Consider the following 16,271-nt stretch of genomic DNA (forward strand, 5'->3'; position numbering starts at 1 on the left):
CATGGACTTCACCACTACCGAAGCATCTGACGACCTCTCGGGCCTGGTCGGCACCATCGTGGACGCGGTGTGCACCCCGGAGCACCAGCGTGAGCTGGACGGTCTGGACGGGCGCTTCGACACCGAGCTGTGGCGCAAGCTCATCGACGCCGACGTCGTGTCCAGCGCGGCGAGCGAGTCGCTGGGCGGCGGCGGGTTCGGCGTGCTCGAACAGACGTCGATCCTGACCGCACTCGGCCGTCAGCTTGCCGCGGTGCCCTACCTGGAGTCGGTGGTGCTGGCCGCCGGGACGCTGGCCAAGTTCGGCTCGGCCGAGCTGCAGCAGGCCTGGGGCGCCCCGGCCGTGGCCGGCGAGAAGATCCTCACCGCCGCCCTCGACGGCGACATGGGCGAGGGCCCGGTCCGGGCGGCCACCACCGACGGCGGCTTCCGCCTCACCGGCACCCGCACCCAGGTCGGCTTCGCCTCGGTGGCTGACGCCTTCCTGGTGGCGGCCGAAACCGATTCGGGCGCAGCGGTGTTCCTGGTCGCTGCCGCCGATCCCGGAGTGACGGTGACGTCGCTGGCCACCACCGGGCGGGGCAGCGTGGGCCACCTGGAGCTGTCCGGGGTCGAGGTGGAGGCCGGTCGCCTGGTCGGCGGCGCCGAGGTGCTCGACCACCTGACCAGCGTGGCGGCGTTGGGCCACAGCGCCTACCAGTTGGGGGTGCTGGAGCGCGGCCTGGCCCTGACCGCGGAATACGCCCGCGAGCGCGAGCAGTTCGACAAGCCGATCGGCAGCTTCCAGGCCGTGTCGCAGCGGCTGGCCGACGGCTACATCGACGTCAAGGGGCTGCGGCTCACGCTGACTCAGGCGGCGTGGCGGGTCAGTGAGGGTCTGCCGGCGACCACCCAGGTGGCCACCGCCGCGTTCTGGGCAGCCGAGGCCGGACACCGGGTGGCGCACAGCATCGTTCACATTCACGGCGGGGTCGGCATCGACATCGACCACCCGATCCACCGCTACTTCCTGGCCGCCAAGCAGACCGAGTTCGCGCTCGGCGGCGCCACCGGTCAGCTGCTGGCGATCGGCCGGGAACTGGCCGAGACGCCGGCGTAGTTGGCCGGGCGGGACGCTTCAGCGGTTCAGCGCATCCCCGAATGTCACCTTGAACCCGGGAATGTCCGTCAGCGGCACGGTGGCGTCATAGGTGCGCTGGTAGCCGGTGGAGCTGATCTTCCAGCCGTCGGCGGTTCTTCGGTAGGTGTCGTGATAGAACGCGGCACCGATCAGCATCAGGTTGTAGTCGGGCATGATCACCCGGTCCTGCAGATACCAGATGCCGGTGGCACTGTCCGGGCCGGCGAGGGTGATCTCGGGGTGGTTGACCCGGTGCTCGCTGATCAGGTTCCCCGGCAGGGAGGTCCGCATGAACTCCACCAGCGAGTCGCGGTCGGTGAAAGTGTGATCGCTGCCCATCGACTTGCCGTAGTCGGCGGTGACGTCTTCAGTCAGCGTGGCCGCGAAGTCGTCCCAGTGCTTGGTGTCCAGTGCCCGCAGATAGCGGTACTTGACTTGCTTGATGGCGTCTATGGCCTCGAAATCAGTCACCGCCCTATTGCAGCACTAATCTGACCACCATGTCAGCACCGACCCTCGTAGACGAACAGTCCACCGTCACAGCACTGCTGGCGCGGGTGGCCGACGCGGACGACCGCGGCGTCTATTACGACGACGAGTTCGTCAGCTGGCGCGACCACATTGCGGCGGGGGCGCAATTGGGCGCCGCGCTGCGAGCCCGCCTCGATCCGGACAAGCCGCCGCATGTCGGTGTGCTGCTGGGCAATACGCCGTTCTTCTCGATGATGCTGGTGGCGGCCGCGCTGACCGGGATCGTGCCGGTGGGCTTGAACCCCACCCGCCGGGGCGCCGCCCTGGAGCGCGATGTGGCCCACGCGGACTGTCAGCTGGTGCTGGCCGACAACACCGCCGACGTCACGATCCCCGGCATGATCGATGTCGAATCACCCTCGTGGGCTGCGGAATTGGCCGGTTATGACGACACCCCGGTGACATTCCGGGACGCCGACCCCGACGAGCTGTTCATGCTGATTTTCACCTCGGGCACCAGCGGCGACCCGAAGGCGGTGCGCTGCACCCAGTGGAAGGCGGCGTTCCCGGGGGTGATGCTCTCGCAGCGGTTCGGATTGGGGCCGTCGGATGTCTGCTATCTGTCGATGCCGCTGTTCCACTCCAACGCGGTGATGGCGGGCTGGTCGGTGGCGGTGGCCGCTGGCGCGTCGATCGCGTTGCGCCGCAAATTCTCCGCCTCCGGTTTCATTCCCGATGTGCGCCGCTTCGGCGCGACCTACGCCAACTACGTGGGCAAGCCGCTGTCCTACGTGCTGGCCACTCCGGCCCAGCCCGACGACGCCGACAACCCGCTGCGACTGCTCTACGGCAACGAGGGTGCGCCCCGGGACCTGGAGCGGTTCGCGGCTCGGTTCGGGTGCACCGTGATCGACGCCTTTGGCTCCACCGAGGGCGGGGTGGCGATCGGACGCACCCCGGACACCCCGGCCGGCGCGCTGGGACCGCTGATCGACGGGAACACCATCATCGACGTCGAGACGGGTGAGGAGTGCCCGCCCGGCGTGGTCGGGGAGTTGGTGAATGCCAGTGGGCGTGGCCAATTCCGCGGCTACTACCGCGATCCCGAGGCCGAGGCGCAAAGGATGGCCGGCGGGATCTACCACTCCGGCGACCTGGCCTACCGTGACGAGGCCGGCTACGCCTACTTCGCCGGCCGGCTCGGCGACTGGATGCGAGTGGACGGCGAGAACCTGGGCACCGCACCGATCGAGCGGATCCTGCTGCGCCACAACGCCGTCGCCCAAGCAGCGGTATATCCCATCCCAGACCCCACGGTGGGCGATCAGGTGATGGCCGCGCTCGTGCTGGCCCGCGGAGCCTCGTTTGACCCCAACGACTTCCGTGCCTTCCTGGCCGAACAGCCCGATCTGGGTCCCAAGCAGTGGCCGTCCTATGTGCGGGTGGCCGACGAGTTGCCGCGCACTGAGACGTTCAAGGTGCTCAAGCGGGTGCTGTCCGCCGAGGGCACCGAGTGCGCCGATCCGGTGTACCGGATCTCGCGGTAGTCGCAGGGACTTTCGCGATCCCCAGAAGGCGGATCGTCTGATATCAGCGTTGGTAGCGGCTACCGGTCCGCAGACATACAGGGCGATGGCGGCGCCGAAAACTCACGGAAGCAGAGTGAAGGACTCGATGTGGCGCGGACGGACGACAGTGAAGTGACGATGGTCGACGGTCGCGATCTCGTTGATGCCTAACCGTTCTGCGGTGGTCACCACGGAAGCGTCTACGGTGCCAAGCGGCAGGTCACGGTACTGCGCAACAAGTTCGGCGATACGTAGCCAATCCGCCGCCGCTACCGGCTCGACGGTGAACGCGCCACCGGCCAAGTCGCCGAGGAATCGCACTTCAGGCTCGACGCCCAGCCGGGTACCCAGTAGATAGACCACCTCGGTGATGACGAGCGTTGGGACGATCAACGGGCCCGGATGGGTCTGCAGAAGCTCCAGCGCTGACGAATGGTGGGCGTCGTCCGCGTCGACGTAGGCATACAGCGGACCCGCGTCGACGACAATTGCCGCTATCGTCCGACCTCGGCAGCCAATATCTCCTCGATACGATCGGAGACATCGCTACGGCCGCTACGGCCGGCAGCTGCTGCATTCAGGCGCCGACGGCCACCGGGCTCTCCCAGGTACGCCTCAAGTGCTTCACGGCTGACCTCCGAGATGGTCAAATTCCGTCGGCGGGCCTCATGCCGCAGACGAGCATCCAGCGCATCTGGAATCTTGACCGTCGTCCGTTTCATGTATGCCAGCATACCTTCGGTCACCATCTCCGCATCGGGGCATCCACAACCCGCGGCGACACCCCGTCAGCCGCCACGGTTCTGGGCCCCCGCACGCAATACTGAATCAATGCCCGCTGCCCGCCGAGTTCTCGTCGCGGCCCTAGCCGCCGCCCTGACCCTGCTGCTGGCCTCCCCCGCCTCCGCCGAGCCCCTGCAGGCCAGCTTCGCGCAGCTGGCCAACACCATCCCTGGCAACGTCGGCATCGCCTATGCCCCGGTCGGCCAGAACCAGGTGGGCACGCTCGGGTCCCTGCAGAACGGCGTCGCCTGGTCGACCATCAAGGTGCCGCTGGCGATCGCGGCGCTGCACGCCAACCGCCCGAACGCCCAAGAGCTGGCCGCCAAGGCCGTCACGGCATCCGACAACGACGCCGCCGAGCAGTTGTGGTCCTCGCTGGGGCCGGCGCCGCAGGCCGCCCAACAGGTGCAGGCCGTGCTGCGGGCCGGCGGCGACACCGGCACCGCGGTCGAATCCCGGCGACTCCGGCCTGAGTTCAGCGCGTTCGGCCAGACCCAGTGGCCGCTGAACCGCCAGGCCGTGTTCGCCGCCCACCTGCCGTGCATGCCCGCTGCCGCACCCGTCTACAGCTTGATGAAGAACACGGTTCCCGATCAGCGCTGGGGCCTGGCCAGCATCGGCGCCCCGACCAAGGGCGGCTGGGGTCCGGGCCAGGGCGGCGGCTACCTGGTGCGGCAGTTCGGCATCGTGCACGCACCGGCCGGCGACCTAGCGGTGGCGCTGGCCGCCGAACCCAAAGACGGCAGCTTCGGATCCGGGATCGCGGCGCTCAACCAGATGACCCAGTGGCTCAGTGCCCATGCCGCCGAGCTACCGGGTGGCCGCTGCGCGGGGTAGGTTGGCCGCTAGCCACGTGTTACCCGCGAGTAGGAGACACCCATGCCCGCCCCATCCGCCGCAGACTTCGACCGGCTGCGTCAACTGTCCGCCATCGCCGACATCGACGCGCGGCAGTCGAAGACCATCGACGAGGTCTTCACCGGTAAGCCGCTGACCACCATCCCGGTCGGCAACGCCGAGGACGTGACGGCGGCGTTCGCCAAGGCCCGCGAGGCCCAGCGCACCTGGGCGGCGCGCAGCGTCAAGGAGCGCAGCGCGATCATCGAGCGCTACCGCGATCTGGTGATCGCCAACCGGGACTTCCTGATGGACGTCTGCCAGGCCGAAACCGGCAAGGCGCGGTCAGCGGCCCAGGAGGAGATCCTCGACATCATGCTCAACGCGCGCTACTACGCGCGCCAGGCCACCAAGTTACTGGCTTCCAAGCGGGTTCCGGGGCTGCTGCCCGGCATCGTCAAGACCGTGATCAACCACCACCCCAAGGGTGTGGTGGGCGTGATCGCGCCGTGGAACTACCCGATGACCCTGTCGATCTCCGACGCCATCCCCGCCCTGCTGGCGGGCAACGCGGTGGTGGTCAAGCCGGACAGCCAGACCCCGTACTGCACGCTGGCCAACGCCGAACTGCTGTATCAGGCCGGCCTGCCGCGCGAGTTGTTCGCGGTGGTGCCCGGCCCGGGATCGGTGGTCGGCACCGCGATCGTGCAGCAGTGCGACTACCTGATGTTCACCGGCTCCAGCGCCACCGGCCGCACCCTGGCCGAGCAGTGCGGTTCCCGGCTGATCGGCTTCTCCGCCGAACTGGGCGGCAAGAACCCGATGATCGTCACCAAGGGCGCCAACCTGTCCGAAGTCGCCAAGGCCGCCACCCGCGCCTGTTTCTCCAACGCCGGGCAGTTGTGCATCTCGATCGAGCGGATCTACGTCGAGCGCGACGTCGCCGAGGAGTTCGCCGCGAAGTTCGCCGAGCAGGTGCGCGCCATGAAGCTCTCGGCCGCGTATGACTTCACCGCCGATATGGGCAGCTTGATCTCCGAAGACCAGATCAAGACCGTCTCCAACCACGTCGACGACGCAAAGGCCAAGGGCGCCAAGGTGATCGCCGGTGGAAACGCCCGCCCGGACATCGGGCCGCTGTTCTACGAGCCGACGGTGCTGACCGACGTCACCGACGAGATGGAGTGCGGACGCAACGAGACGTTCGGCCCGGTCGTCTCCATCTACCCCGTCGACAGCGTCGACGAGGCGATCGCCAAGGCCAACGACACCGAATACGGGCTCAACGCCAGCGTGTGGGCCGCGAGCAAGTCCCAGGGTGAGGCGATCGCCGCGCGCATCAACTCCGGCACGGTCAACGTCGACGAGGGCTACGCGCTGGCCTTCGGCAGCACCGCCGCGCCGATGGGCGGCATGAAGGCCTCCGGGGTGGGCCGTCGCCACGGCGCCGACGGAATCCTCAAGTACACCGAGTCGCAGACGGTCTCCACCGCCCGGATCCTGAATCTGGATCCGCCGCTGGGCATTTCGGCCCCGGTGTGGCAGAAGCTGCTGACCCCGATGATCCGCGCGGTGCAGGCGCTGCCCGGCCGGTAGCGCTCAGCGCCGGCCGGTGCGGTTCTTCCCCCGGTCGATGTCGCGCTCCAGCTCGGCCAGTGCGGGCTCGATCGCGTCGGCCATCTTGTGGATGTCCTCGGCGACTTCCGGGGTGGTCACGAACCCGAAGTCCAGGTGGTCGCGGTAGGAGAAGCAGGTGATGTTCAGCGCCACGTCCATCACCGGCGGGCCGAGCGGCACCAGCGACTCCAGTTCCGCGCCGGCCATGTAGATCGGAATCGGCGGGCCCGGCACGTTGGAGACGACGAGGTTGATCGGAGCCAGCCGATTCGACAGCCCGGTCGCGGTGTAGGCACGGGCGGCCAGCTGCAGCAGCCCCGGCGGGGTGGTGTCGGTCAGTCCCATGATCTGGTGCGCCGACAGCGCCTTGGCCATCTGCTTGGCGCTCTGGGTGCTGGCGTGAATCGTCTTGAGCCGCTGGGCCGCTCCCTCGATGTCGGTCGCCATCGATACCGTCATCGAGCTGACCTTGTTGCCGACCTCGCCCTGGCTCTCCTCGGTGCGGGTCGATACCGGGATCTGGGCGACAAGCGGCTTGTCTGGCAGTTCCCCGCGCTCGCGCAGGTACTCACGGACGGCGCCGGCGACCATGGCGAGCACGACATCGTTGAGCTTCACCCCGTAGGCGTCCTTGACGGCCTTGATCCGGGCCAGCTCGATGCGAGTGGCGCTGATCCGCCGGTGCGGCGACACGCTGGCGTTGAACCGGGTCACCGGGGCGTCGAAGTAACGCGGTGGTTTGCGGGGCAGCCCCAGTCCCACGGTGGCGATCTGCTGGCGAACGGTCTGCTGCAGCAGCCGGCCGATGCGGTACGGCGTCTTCACCGCGACGTTGACCAACTCCTCGACGATACGGCGCTCGTAGCTGGGCATGGCGGAGCCATTGGATGACCCGATCGCCTCCGGGTCCGGCGGCCGTGGCTCAGGGGTGACGTCCAACATGATCTCGAACAGTCCCGCGCCGGACACGCCGTCGACGATCGCGTGATGCATCTTGGTCAGGGTCGCGACCCGGCCGCCGTTGACGCCTTCGATCACCCACATCTCCCACAGCGGGCGCGACCGATCCAACTTGTAGGACATCAGCCGTCCCACGAGCTCCTCGACCTCGCGCCGCCCGCCCGGGGCGGGAACGCCGATGCGACGCAGGTGGAAGTCGATGTCGAGATTCTCGTCCTCCACGAACCACGGCCGGTCCAGCCCCAGCGGAGCAGGGGTGACCCGCCAACGCAGCTGCGGCAATTGCGGTAATCGCTCGATCAGAAGCTGGCGAACCCGCTCGAAGCTGTAGTTCGGCGCATTGGTGGTGTCGCAGATCGCCAACCCACCGATGTGCATGTGCCAGCCCGCCGTTTCGGCGGACCAGAACGCCGCGTCGACGCCCGAAAGTCGCTGCATCGACAGAGACTAGCCCGGACACCGGTTCGCCGGGAGCGGCTCACCGTCAAAAGATTCGGTGAATCTAGCTCTCGGCCGCCACATGCTTCGCGTGCACCTCGTCGGCGGGGCGGGCTTCGGTCTGCTCCTTGGCCCAGCGGTAGTCGGGTTTGCCGGCCGGAGAACGTTTGACCTCGTCGACGAACCACAGACTGCGGGGCACCTTGTAGCCGGCGATCTCGGTGCGCGCGCAGGCGTTGATCTCATCCAGCGAGGGCCGGGCGTCGCCGCGCGCCTGAACCACCGCGGCCACATGCTGGCCGTAGCGGGGGTCGGGCACCCCGACCACCAGTGCGTCGAAGACGTCGGGGTGGGTCTTGAGGGCGGCCTCGACCTCCTCGGGGTAGATCTTCTCGCCACCGGAGTTGATCGACACCGACCCACGGCCCAGCATGGTCACGGTGCCGTCGGCCTCGACCTGCGCGAAGTCGCCGGGGATCGCGTAACGCACGCCGTTGATGGTGCGGAACGTCTCGGCGGTCTTCTTCTCGTCCTTGTAGTAGCCGACCGGGATGTGGCCGCGCTTGGCTATGATGCCACGCACGCCGGAGCCGGGCTGGACCTCGTTGCCGTCCTCGTCGAGCACCACGGTGGTCTTGTCGATGGTGACCCGGGGGCCGCCGGTGTGCGCTTCACCCTTGGCGACGATGCTGGTGCCGCCGAAACCGGTCTCGCTCGACCCGATGGAGTCGGTGATGATCCGATTGGGCAGCAGCTCCAGCAGGCGTTCCTTGATGCTCGGGCTGAACAGCGCCGCGGTGGATGCCAGCAGGAACAGCGACGACAGGTCGTACTCGTTACCGGCATCCTGATGGGCCAACAGCGCGTCCAGCAGCGGGCGCGCCATCGCGTCCCCGGTGAAGAACAGCAGGTTGACCTTGTGGTCGTGGATGGTGCGCCACACCTGATCGGCGTCGAATTCCGGTGCCAGCACCACGGTTTGGCCGCTGAACAGCGACATCCAGGTCGCCGACTGGGTGGCGCCGTGGATCATCGGCGGGATCGGGTGGCGGACCATCGGCGGGTTGGCGGCGGCCTGCTTGGCCAGGTCGTACTCGTCGGCGATCGGCTCACCGGTGGCGAAGTCGGTGCCGCCGAACAGCACCCGGTAGATGTCCTCGTGGCGCCACATCACGCCCTTGGGGAACCCGGTGGTGCCGCCGGTGTAGAGCAGGTAGATGTCGTCGGCGCTGCGCGGCCCGAAGTCACGCTCCGGCGATCCCTGCGCCAGGGCGGCCTCGAACTCCACGCCGCCGTAGCGCTGGTAGTCCAGATCGGAGCCGTCCTCGACCACCAGGATGGTCTTGACGTTCGGGGTGTCGGGCAGCACGTTGGCCACTCGGTCGGCGTACTGGCGCTCGTGCACCAGCGCAACCATGTCCGAGTTGTCGAACAGGTAGCGCAGTTCGCCCTCGACGTAGCGGAAGTTGACGTTGACCAGGATGGCGCCGGCCTTGATGATGCCGAGCATCGCGACGACGATCTCGTTGCGATTGCGGCAGTACAGGCCGACCTTGTCGTCCTTCTTGACGCCCTGGTCGATCAGGTAATGGGCCAGCCGGTTGGCCTTCTCCTCCAGCTGCGCATAGGTCAGCTGGTCAGGCCCACAGATCAGGGCAACCCGATCCGGTACGGCGTCGATGGCGTGTTCGGCTAAGTCGGCGATGTTGAGAGCCACAACACACAAACTAGAACGTGTTACATTTCGATTTCAAGTCGAGGTTCCCACCCGGAAAGGCGGACGCCGGTGAGCGAGTCGTCAGAACAGCCCCACGCCCTCATTGAGCAGCGCGGACACACCCTGATCCTGACCCTGAACCGGCCAGAGGCCCGCAACGCGCTCTCCGGCGAAATGCTGGCGATCATGGTCGAGGCCTGGGACCGTGTCGACAACGACGACGAGATCCGCTCGTGCATCCTGACCGGCGCCGGTGGTTATTTCTGCGCGGGCATGGACCTCAAGGCGGCCAACAAGAAGGCGCCGGGCGACTCCTTCAAAGACGGCAGCTACGACCCGTCGCGTATCGACGGCCTGCTCAAGGGCCGCCGGCTGACCAAGCCGTTGATCGCCGCGGTGGAAGGCCCGGCCATCGCCGGGGGCACCGAGATCCTGCAGGGCACCGACATCCGCATCGCCGGTGAAAGCGCCAAGTTCGGGATCTCCGAGGCCAAGTGGAGCTTGTACCCGATGGGCGGCTCCGCGGTGCGGCTGGTTCGCCAGATTCCCTACACCATGGCCTGTGACCTGCTGTTCACCGGTCGGCACATCACTGCCGCCGAGGCGCTCGACATGGGCCTGATCGGCCACGTGGTGCCGGACGGTCAGGCGCTGACCAAGGCGTTGGAGATCGCCGAGCAGATCAACAACAACGGGCCGCTGGCGGTGCAGGCCATGCTGCGCACCATCCACGAGACCGAGGGCCTGCACGAGAACGACGCCTTCAAGATCGATACCAAGATCGGCATCAAGGTGTTCTTGAGCGAGGACGCCAAGGAAGGCCCGCGGGCGTTCGCCGAGAAGCGCAAGCCGGAGTTCAAGAACCGCTGATGCGCGTCGCAGTCACCGGCGGCACCGGCTACCTCGGCGCCCACACTGTCAAGACACTGCTGGAAGCCGGACACTCGGTACGGCTGCTGGTCGCCCCGGGCTGCGCTGACGAGCCCGTCATTCCCCGGCTGCGCGACCTGGGCGCACTGGAGGTGCTCGACGGCGACATCCGCGACACCGCGGTGGTGACCGCACTGCTGGACGGCTGCGACTCGGTGCTGCACGCCGCCGGGGTGGTCGGGACCAACGACCGCCAGGAAAAGTTGATGTGGGACATCAACGCCCACGCCACCGAGGCGATCCTGACCCGTGCCGTGGCCGCCGGTCTGGACCCGGTGGTGTCGGTCAGCAGCTACAGCGCGCTCTTTCCGCCGCCGAACGGGATCATCGGCCCTGATTCGCCCACGGTGCCCGGGCGCAGCGCGTACGCCCGCACCAAGGCCTACGGCGAGCGGGTGGCCCGCCGGCTGCAGGACGAGGGCGCCCCGGTCGTGGTCACCTATCCCTCCAGCGTGGTCGGCCCGGCGTTTCACACCGCGCCCGGCGTCACCGAACGGGGCTGGGCGCCGATCGTCAAGTATCGGGTGGCGCCGGTGGTGCGCGGCGGCATGGCGATGGTCGACGTGCGCGACATCGGGCTGGTGCACGAGGCGCTGATGCGGCCCGGCCGCGGTCCGCACCGCTACCTGTGCGGCGGGATCATGGTCAGCTTCGACGAGATGATCGCCGCGGTGGAACAGGGCCTGGGCAAGCCGGTGCGGCGAATCCCTATTGCTCCCAGCGTTTTCAAGGGCATCGGGCGGGTCAGCGACCTGGCCAGCAAGCTGCTGCCGCTGCCCGAGTCGCTGAGCTACGAGGCGGCCTGGCTGCTGACCTCGGCCACCCCGACCGACGACTCGGCCACGCTGGCCGATCTGGGCCTGGCCTGGCGGTCACCGACCGAGGCGATCATCGAGTCGCTGCGGGTCCCTGCGACGCCTCCCTGCTCGCCGAACGTGTAATCAGCCCGCCTTTTCGGGAGGGCGAATTTCTCGGTCCGAGTACACGCTGGGCGTGAAGGTCGCGTCAGGCCAGCACCGGCTTGCTCGGGGTGAACACCACCGGCATCGACTCGAGGCCACTGACGAAGTTCGCCGGACGCAGCGGCAACGTGTCGTCGGAAGCCAGCCGCAGATCGGGGAGCCGTTGCAGGATCCGCTGCGTCATCAGCCGCAACTCCAGCCGGGCCAGCTGGTTGCCCAGGCAGAAGTGCGTGCCAAAGCCGAATGCCACGTGACTGTTGGGGTCTCGGGTGATGTCAAAGCGTTCCGGCTCGTCGAACACCGACTCGTCGAAGTTGGCCGACTCGAACAGCAGCAGCATCTTCTCGCCCTCGCGCAGCTGCGTGCCGTGGAACTCCGTGTCTTGGGTCAGGGTGCGGCACATGTTCTTCACCGGCGAGGTCCACCGCAGCATCTCCTCGATTGCCACCGGCACCCGATCGGGATCGCGCTGCAGCAGATCCCACTGGTCGCGGTGGCGCAGCAGCTGCGCCGTGCCGCCGGACAGGGTGTGCCGGGTGGTCTCGTCACCGCCGATCAGGATCAACAGCGTCTCGAAGATGATCTCGTCGTCGGTCATCTGTGCGCCGTCCACCTCGGCGTTGACCAGCACGGAGAACAGGTCGTCGGTGGGCTCGGCCCGACGTTTCGTGATGGTGTTCCTGGTGAATTCGGTCCAGCCGGCGAACGCCGCCATGACCGCCTGAGCCGTCGCCGATTCCGGATCGAGGTGTGAGCTCAGCCCAGCCACCAGGTCGTCTGACCACCGCAGCAGCATCGATCGTTCTTCGGGCAGCACCCCGAGCATGTCACCGATCACCGCCATCGGAAGCGGCGCGGCGATGTCGCGCACGAAGTCGCATTCGCCGCGCTCGCACACCGCGTCGATCAGGGTGTCGCACAGCGTTTCGATGGAGGGCAGCTGGGCATGCACGCGTTTGCGGGTGAATCCGGCGTTGACCAGCTTGCGGCGCAACAGGTGCGCGGGGTCGTCCATGTCGATCATGTACGGGAAGCCCGGCTGGTCGGGACGGATGCCGCCGGCGTTGGAGAACACCTCGGGTGTGCGTTCAGCGTCGATCACCGCCTGGTAGGTCGACGCCGCGGCCAGCCCATTGCGGTCCCGGAACACCGGCTCGTATGTGCGCATCCACCGGTAGGCGGCGCGCGCAGCACCGCCGTCGGCGTAGAACGTGCCGTCGGTCAGATCGATGTCCGGCTTGGTGGTCGGCTTCGCTTCGGCCATTACCTCGGTCATTGGCGTCCTCCGGATTACAGTGGGAGCCATGGCTCTTTCACAGCACACCATCGCTGGCACTGTGCTTACCATGCCCGTCCGCATCCGTCACGCGGATGTACATTCCGCGATGTTTTCGGTGCCCGCGGACGCCGCACAGGCGATGATCGACTACAGCGGCCTGCAGGTCTTCCAGCAGCAGCCGGGACGCGCCGTGGTCAACCTGATGCTGGCCCGCTACATCGACGGCGACCTGGGCCGCTACCTGGAGTTCGGCACCGCGGTGATGGTCAACCCGCCGGGCACCGAGGCGCGCGGCTGGCGAGCACTGGGCGCCGCGGGCGCGTTCATCCACCACCTACCGGTCGACCAGGAGTTCACCCTCGAGGCCGGACGCACCATCTGGGGATTCCCGAAGATCATGGCGGACTTCACCGTTCGCGACGGCCGGCAGTTGGGTTTCGACGTCGCCGCGGACGGCCAGCACATCGCCACCATGGAATTCGGTCGCGGGCTACCGGTTCCGGGGCCGCTCACGTCGCGGCCCCGGGTGCTCCAAGCGTTCAGCCACCTCGACGGCGTTACCCGCCAAGTGCCTTGGGAGATGCGGATTTCGAAGGTGCGCGGGTCGCTCGGTGGTACCACGTTGCGGCTGGGCACCCACCCGTACGCGCGTGAGCTGGCCGCGCTGGGCCTGCCCAAGCGGCCGATGATGTCGTCGACCGTGGGCCGCGTCGAGATGACCTTCGGCGACGCGCAGGTGGTGGGGGGTTAGATCTTGGCGGCCCGCCTCTCCCATTACGGGTCGCGCAGTTCCGCTTGTACAGCTTGCCGTTGGGGTCGCTGGGGGTCTCAGCGATGGAGCCACCCATCTGCATACAGGCGGTGCCGCGATGCCACCGGGTGCTGCCGTCAGGGTCCGGGTGGGCGTCCACGGGGGCTGACCATCGCCCGGGGTTGAGGTTCTGACTGAATTGTCGGCGACGCAAGCACGGGGTTACCGTTCTCGGCGTGCCCGAAGAACGCGGTGCGTTCGCCGATGCTGCGCGGAAGCGCGAAACGCAACTGGCGCAACGGCTGGCGTCATCCGTGGCAGCAGATCAGGAGTTCGAGGCGCTGCTGCGCGGCGCCGTGCAGCACAACCGCGAGTACCGGCAGCGTCTTGATGCCATCGAAGCAGAGGTCAGGCAGGCCGCCGCCACCTGGCGGGGCCTGGACACTCCCGCGGGTGCTCACCAGTTCCAGCAGTTCTTGACCGGCAAAGCCCGCGAGATCTACAAGATCGTTGCCGACGGCCTTGCCGACAGTCGAGCCAGGTCCCAGGCGGTGCAGGCGCTCGGTGGGCGCTACACGGTCGAGGGCGGGTTGCGCCGGGCGCCGACCGACGGCTCGGACCCCACGGTGCACTTGGCCGGCTGGGGTCGGCCCTTGAGTCCGCCGCCCAAAGGCCCAGCGAATCCGAGCGCGTTCGACGATCTGCTGCGGGCCAACGACCAGGCGGTGCTCGACGCGATGGCACGCGTGCGAGCCGCCCGAAAGGCGCTCGACGACGCTGCCGGCGAGGCCTATGCCCACGGCGCCGGCAGCGATGAGGCCCAACAGGCGATGACCCGACTGCCGGCATTGAAGAAGAACCTCGCCGACGCCCTTGATGAGTTGGGCAAAATCCCCGACTACTCCACCATCGACCCCGCCTCGGTGCACCTCGGCCCGGACGGAGCCTTGTCGTTCACCTATACCCTTGCGGGCCAGAAGATGGTGGTGACCGGGGCGCTCGAGAACGGCACCGGCGAAATCTACGACCAGGGCGCCAGCAACGGCAGCGGCGCCTACTTCACCTACCACGACGGGAAATTGGCCGCCTCCCGACTCCTCGATCCCGGCCGTGTCACCCCCGATGACGCACTGCTGCAGAACGTCATCTTCACCGCGGTCGGCGCCGGACCCGCGATGAGCGCAGGCAAGGCCGGTGTCGAAGCCGGGTGGCAGGGCATGCGGTCATTGTTTGCCCGCGAAGCCCTTGAAGCCGGCGGCGGTGCAGCCACTGGCCTGACCGCTGACAACGTGCTCCCGCGGGCGATCGCCCAAGCAGAAATCCGCGCCCAAGCCGCCGCGGATGACCTCGCCATCCGCCACCCCCCCCACCACGGTTACCGCCGGCGGCGACCACATCCCACCCCTCACGACAGCCGAACACGGCCCGCCGGCCGTCACTCACGAGCACCCGCTGCCGGACACCGGTCCACACCTTCCTCATCCACTGCCGTCCGAACCGATGTCGTCGTGGCCCGCATTCACGCTGGAGAACCCCCTCGATCACATGAGTCCGCAGCTGCGAATCTTGTCCGAGCAGCACCTCACTGGCAGCGGCGAAACTGTGCTCGGACCGTTTCAGCCAACTGTGGGACCGTCCTACATCGAGGTCGCACAGGAACGCGGCGCCAGCTACTTTGACATCGGGCAACAAGCATGGAATGCAGCCCCCGAGACCGAACGGCTCGCCGCAAACCAACATGTGCTTGATATCGCAATCACCAATCGCGATCGAATTACGCTATCAGTACCATTTCGCATGATCCGGCAAGACAGTTACACTGGGGCCGAGATCAGGTATCTCGAATCCCACGGATACGTCCGCAGCGGCAATACCTTGGTTCCGCCAGTCCTAGGGAGTGGGTAAGATGACGCGATTACTCGAATTATTCCTGAAGTATCTCCAAGTGTTGTATTTGGACCCAAAATATCGGATCACCAACTCCACAACCACCGGCTCGCGCACAGAGAATGCGTCGCTGCGAATGACCGGCGACACCACCAGCTGGCAGCTAATAAATGACAGAGGACAGATTTACGTAGCGGTCGCCCCAACCCGGCTGGATACTGTCGAGAATTGGTTCAGACTCACAATCATCCAACAATATCTTGACGGAGTGGAAGAACATACCACGGTGCTCACCGACGAGCTTGCGGCTTGGCTGAGCGACAATATCAGCCGAGTGGAAGCACTGTTCGATGATTCGATTGTAGAAGCTTCCTGCAAAGCCCTGATCGCCCTGGAAGAATTGAAGGCCACTGAACTATTTGGACCACCCTAAAGGTTGAGACTTACAACGGAGTTCTCCCGAATCAAATGGATTCCGTCAAGTGGAGGTCATTGGAATGAAGACCCTTTTGGAATATTTCCTGAAACATTCTGAGGCGTTGTATCTCGACCCTCAATACCACATTGCCAATTCCAGCAGTCGCGGCCTTCCCACGATCGATGCCTCCCTGAGCTGACGGGACCGACCCTAAGTTGGAATTTTGCCAATAACCGAGGGCAGATGGCGCTTACGGTAGCGCCTACGCAGCTAGCTACGCCCGAGAACTGTTTTTGGGTCTCCTTACTCAAGCAGTATGTCGACAACGAACCGGACATTCACTACCAGTCAGCGGCGGAAGAGATCGCTTGGGTGCGCGAAAATATGGATGGGGTCGAGGAAATTTTTTCTAACACGTCGACACTCGATGAGACATGCAAAGAATTGCGAGCATTACGGCCATCCAACTCAGACCAGTATTGGTCACGCTGGCGTCAGCAGCAGGGGCTCAGTTAATTCCCTAATGAGGACCC

At 66.7% G+C, this 16,271-nt stretch carries 15 protein-coding genes; 9 read left to right on the forward strand and 6 right to left on the reverse strand.

Annotated elements, in window-relative coordinates:
* The first annotated feature begins 1 nt into the window (after nt 1).
* A complete protein-coding gene (locus K3U94_RS20590) occupies nt 2-1,099 on the forward strand; it encodes an acyl-CoA dehydrogenase family protein (RefSeq protein ID WP_220694852.1) in 1,098 nt (365 codons plus the stop codon).
* Nucleotides 1,100-1,117: 18 nt separating this feature from the next.
* On the opposite strand, the gene K3U94_RS20595 is transcribed toward K3U94_RS20590, so the two are convergent.
* Nucleotides 1,118-1,591 (reverse strand): nuclear transport factor 2 family protein, encoded by a 474-nt coding sequence (locus K3U94_RS20595; RefSeq protein WP_220694853.1) that lies wholly within the window; start codon nt 1,589-1,591, stop codon nt 1,118-1,120.
* A 29-nt stretch (nt 1,592-1,620) separates the two neighbouring features.
* Between K3U94_RS20595 and fadD17 the strand changes: the two genes are divergently transcribed.
* Nucleotides 1,621-3,138 carry a long-chain-fatty-acid--CoA ligase FadD17 gene (fadD17, locus tag K3U94_RS20600; protein ID WP_220694854.1) on the forward strand — a complete coding sequence of 506 codons (1,518 nt, stop codon included), beginning with the start codon at nt 1,621-1,623 and terminating at the stop codon, nt 3,136-3,138.
* Between the two features lie 102 nt (nt 3,139-3,240).
* On the opposite strand, the gene K3U94_RS20605 is transcribed toward fadD17, so the two are convergent.
* Together K3U94_RS20605 and K3U94_RS20610 are read right to left on the reverse strand one after the other, a co-directional pair.
* Entirely contained in the window at nt 3,241-3,678 is a 438-nt protein-coding gene (locus K3U94_RS20605; RefSeq protein WP_350355360.1) for a type II toxin-antitoxin system VapC family toxin, read from the reverse strand.
* On the reverse strand, nt 3,654-3,881 hold the full coding sequence (locus K3U94_RS20610) for a ribbon-helix-helix domain-containing protein (protein ID WP_230987251.1): 228 nt from the start codon (nt 3,879-3,881) through the stop codon (nt 3,654-3,656). Before K3U94_RS20610 ends, K3U94_RS20605 begins: the two co-directional genes overlap by 25 nt.
* A gap of 109 nt (nt 3,882-3,990) precedes the next feature.
* Between K3U94_RS20610 and K3U94_RS20615 the strand changes: the two genes are divergently transcribed.
* On the forward strand, nt 3,991-4,779 hold the full coding sequence (locus K3U94_RS20615) for a serine hydrolase (protein ID WP_230987253.1): 789 nt from the start codon (nt 3,991-3,993) through the stop codon (nt 4,777-4,779).
* 42 nt (nt 4,780-4,821) lie between these two features.
* Complete coding sequence (locus K3U94_RS20620; RefSeq protein WP_047320562.1) at nt 4,822-6,375, forward strand: succinic semialdehyde dehydrogenase; 1,554 nt, start codon at nt 4,822-4,824, stop codon at nt 6,373-6,375.
* A gap of 3 nt (nt 6,376-6,378) precedes the next feature.
* On the opposite strand, the gene K3U94_RS20625 is transcribed toward K3U94_RS20620, so the two are convergent.
* A complete protein-coding gene (locus K3U94_RS20625) occupies nt 6,379-7,794 on the reverse strand; it encodes a WS/DGAT/MGAT family O-acyltransferase (protein WP_047320563.1) in 1,416 nt (471 codons plus the stop codon).
* 64 nt (nt 7,795-7,858) lie between these two features.
* Complete coding sequence (gene fadD19, locus K3U94_RS20630) at nt 7,859-9,511, reverse strand: medium/long-chain-fatty-acid--CoA/3-oxocholest-4-en-26-oate--CoA ligase (RefSeq protein ID WP_047320564.1); 1,653 nt, start codon at nt 9,509-9,511, stop codon at nt 7,859-7,861.
* A gap of 69 nt (nt 9,512-9,580) precedes the next feature.
* Here fadD19 and K3U94_RS20635 point away from each other — a divergent pair, with 69 nt between their 5' ends.
* Both K3U94_RS20635 and K3U94_RS20640 read left to right on the forward strand, forming a co-directional pair.
* Complete coding sequence (locus K3U94_RS20635; protein ID WP_047320565.1) at nt 9,581-10,381, forward strand: crotonase/enoyl-CoA hydratase family protein; 801 nt, start codon at nt 9,581-9,583, stop codon at nt 10,379-10,381.
* On the forward strand, nt 10,381-11,382 hold the full coding sequence (locus tag K3U94_RS20640; protein ID WP_047320566.1) for an NAD-dependent epimerase/dehydratase family protein: 1,002 nt from the start codon (nt 10,381-10,383) through the stop codon (nt 11,380-11,382). The genes K3U94_RS20635 and K3U94_RS20640 overlap by 1 nt, the downstream gene beginning before the upstream one ends.
* 64 nt (nt 11,383-11,446) lie before the next feature.
* Here the strand turns inward: K3U94_RS20640 and K3U94_RS20645 are convergent, their stop codons facing one another.
* Nucleotides 11,447-12,679, reverse strand: coding sequence for a cytochrome P450 (locus tag K3U94_RS20645; protein WP_109519655.1), 1,233 nt, complete (start codon nt 12,677-12,679; stop codon nt 11,447-11,449).
* Between the two features lie 28 nt (nt 12,680-12,707).
* Here K3U94_RS20645 and K3U94_RS20650 point away from each other — a divergent pair, with 28 nt between their 5' ends.
* The 3 genes from K3U94_RS20650 to K3U94_RS20660 all read left to right on the forward strand — a co-directional run bounded on the left by K3U94_RS20650 (nt 12,708) and on the right by K3U94_RS20660 (nt 15,753).
* Nucleotides 12,708-13,433 carry an acetoacetate decarboxylase family protein gene (locus tag K3U94_RS20650; protein ID WP_109519656.1) on the forward strand — a complete coding sequence of 242 codons (726 nt, stop codon included), beginning with the start codon at nt 12,708-12,710 and terminating at the stop codon, nt 13,431-13,433.
* Between the two features lie 236 nt (nt 13,434-13,669).
* On the forward strand, nt 13,670-15,112 hold the full coding sequence (locus tag K3U94_RS20655) for a DUF4226 domain-containing protein (RefSeq protein ID WP_220694855.1): 1,443 nt from the start codon (nt 13,670-13,672) through the stop codon (nt 15,110-15,112).
* Nucleotides 15,113-15,339: 227 nt separating this feature from the next.
* On the forward strand, nt 15,340-15,753 hold the full coding sequence (locus K3U94_RS20660) for a hypothetical protein (RefSeq protein WP_047320568.1): 414 nt from the start codon (nt 15,340-15,342) through the stop codon (nt 15,751-15,753).
* The last annotated feature ends 518 nt before the right edge of the window (nt 15,754-16,271 follow it).

The organism is Mycolicibacter heraklionensis, assembly GCF_019645815.1.
GTDB lineage: Bacteria > Actinomycetota > Actinomycetes > Mycobacteriales > Mycobacteriaceae > Mycobacterium > Mycobacterium heraklionense.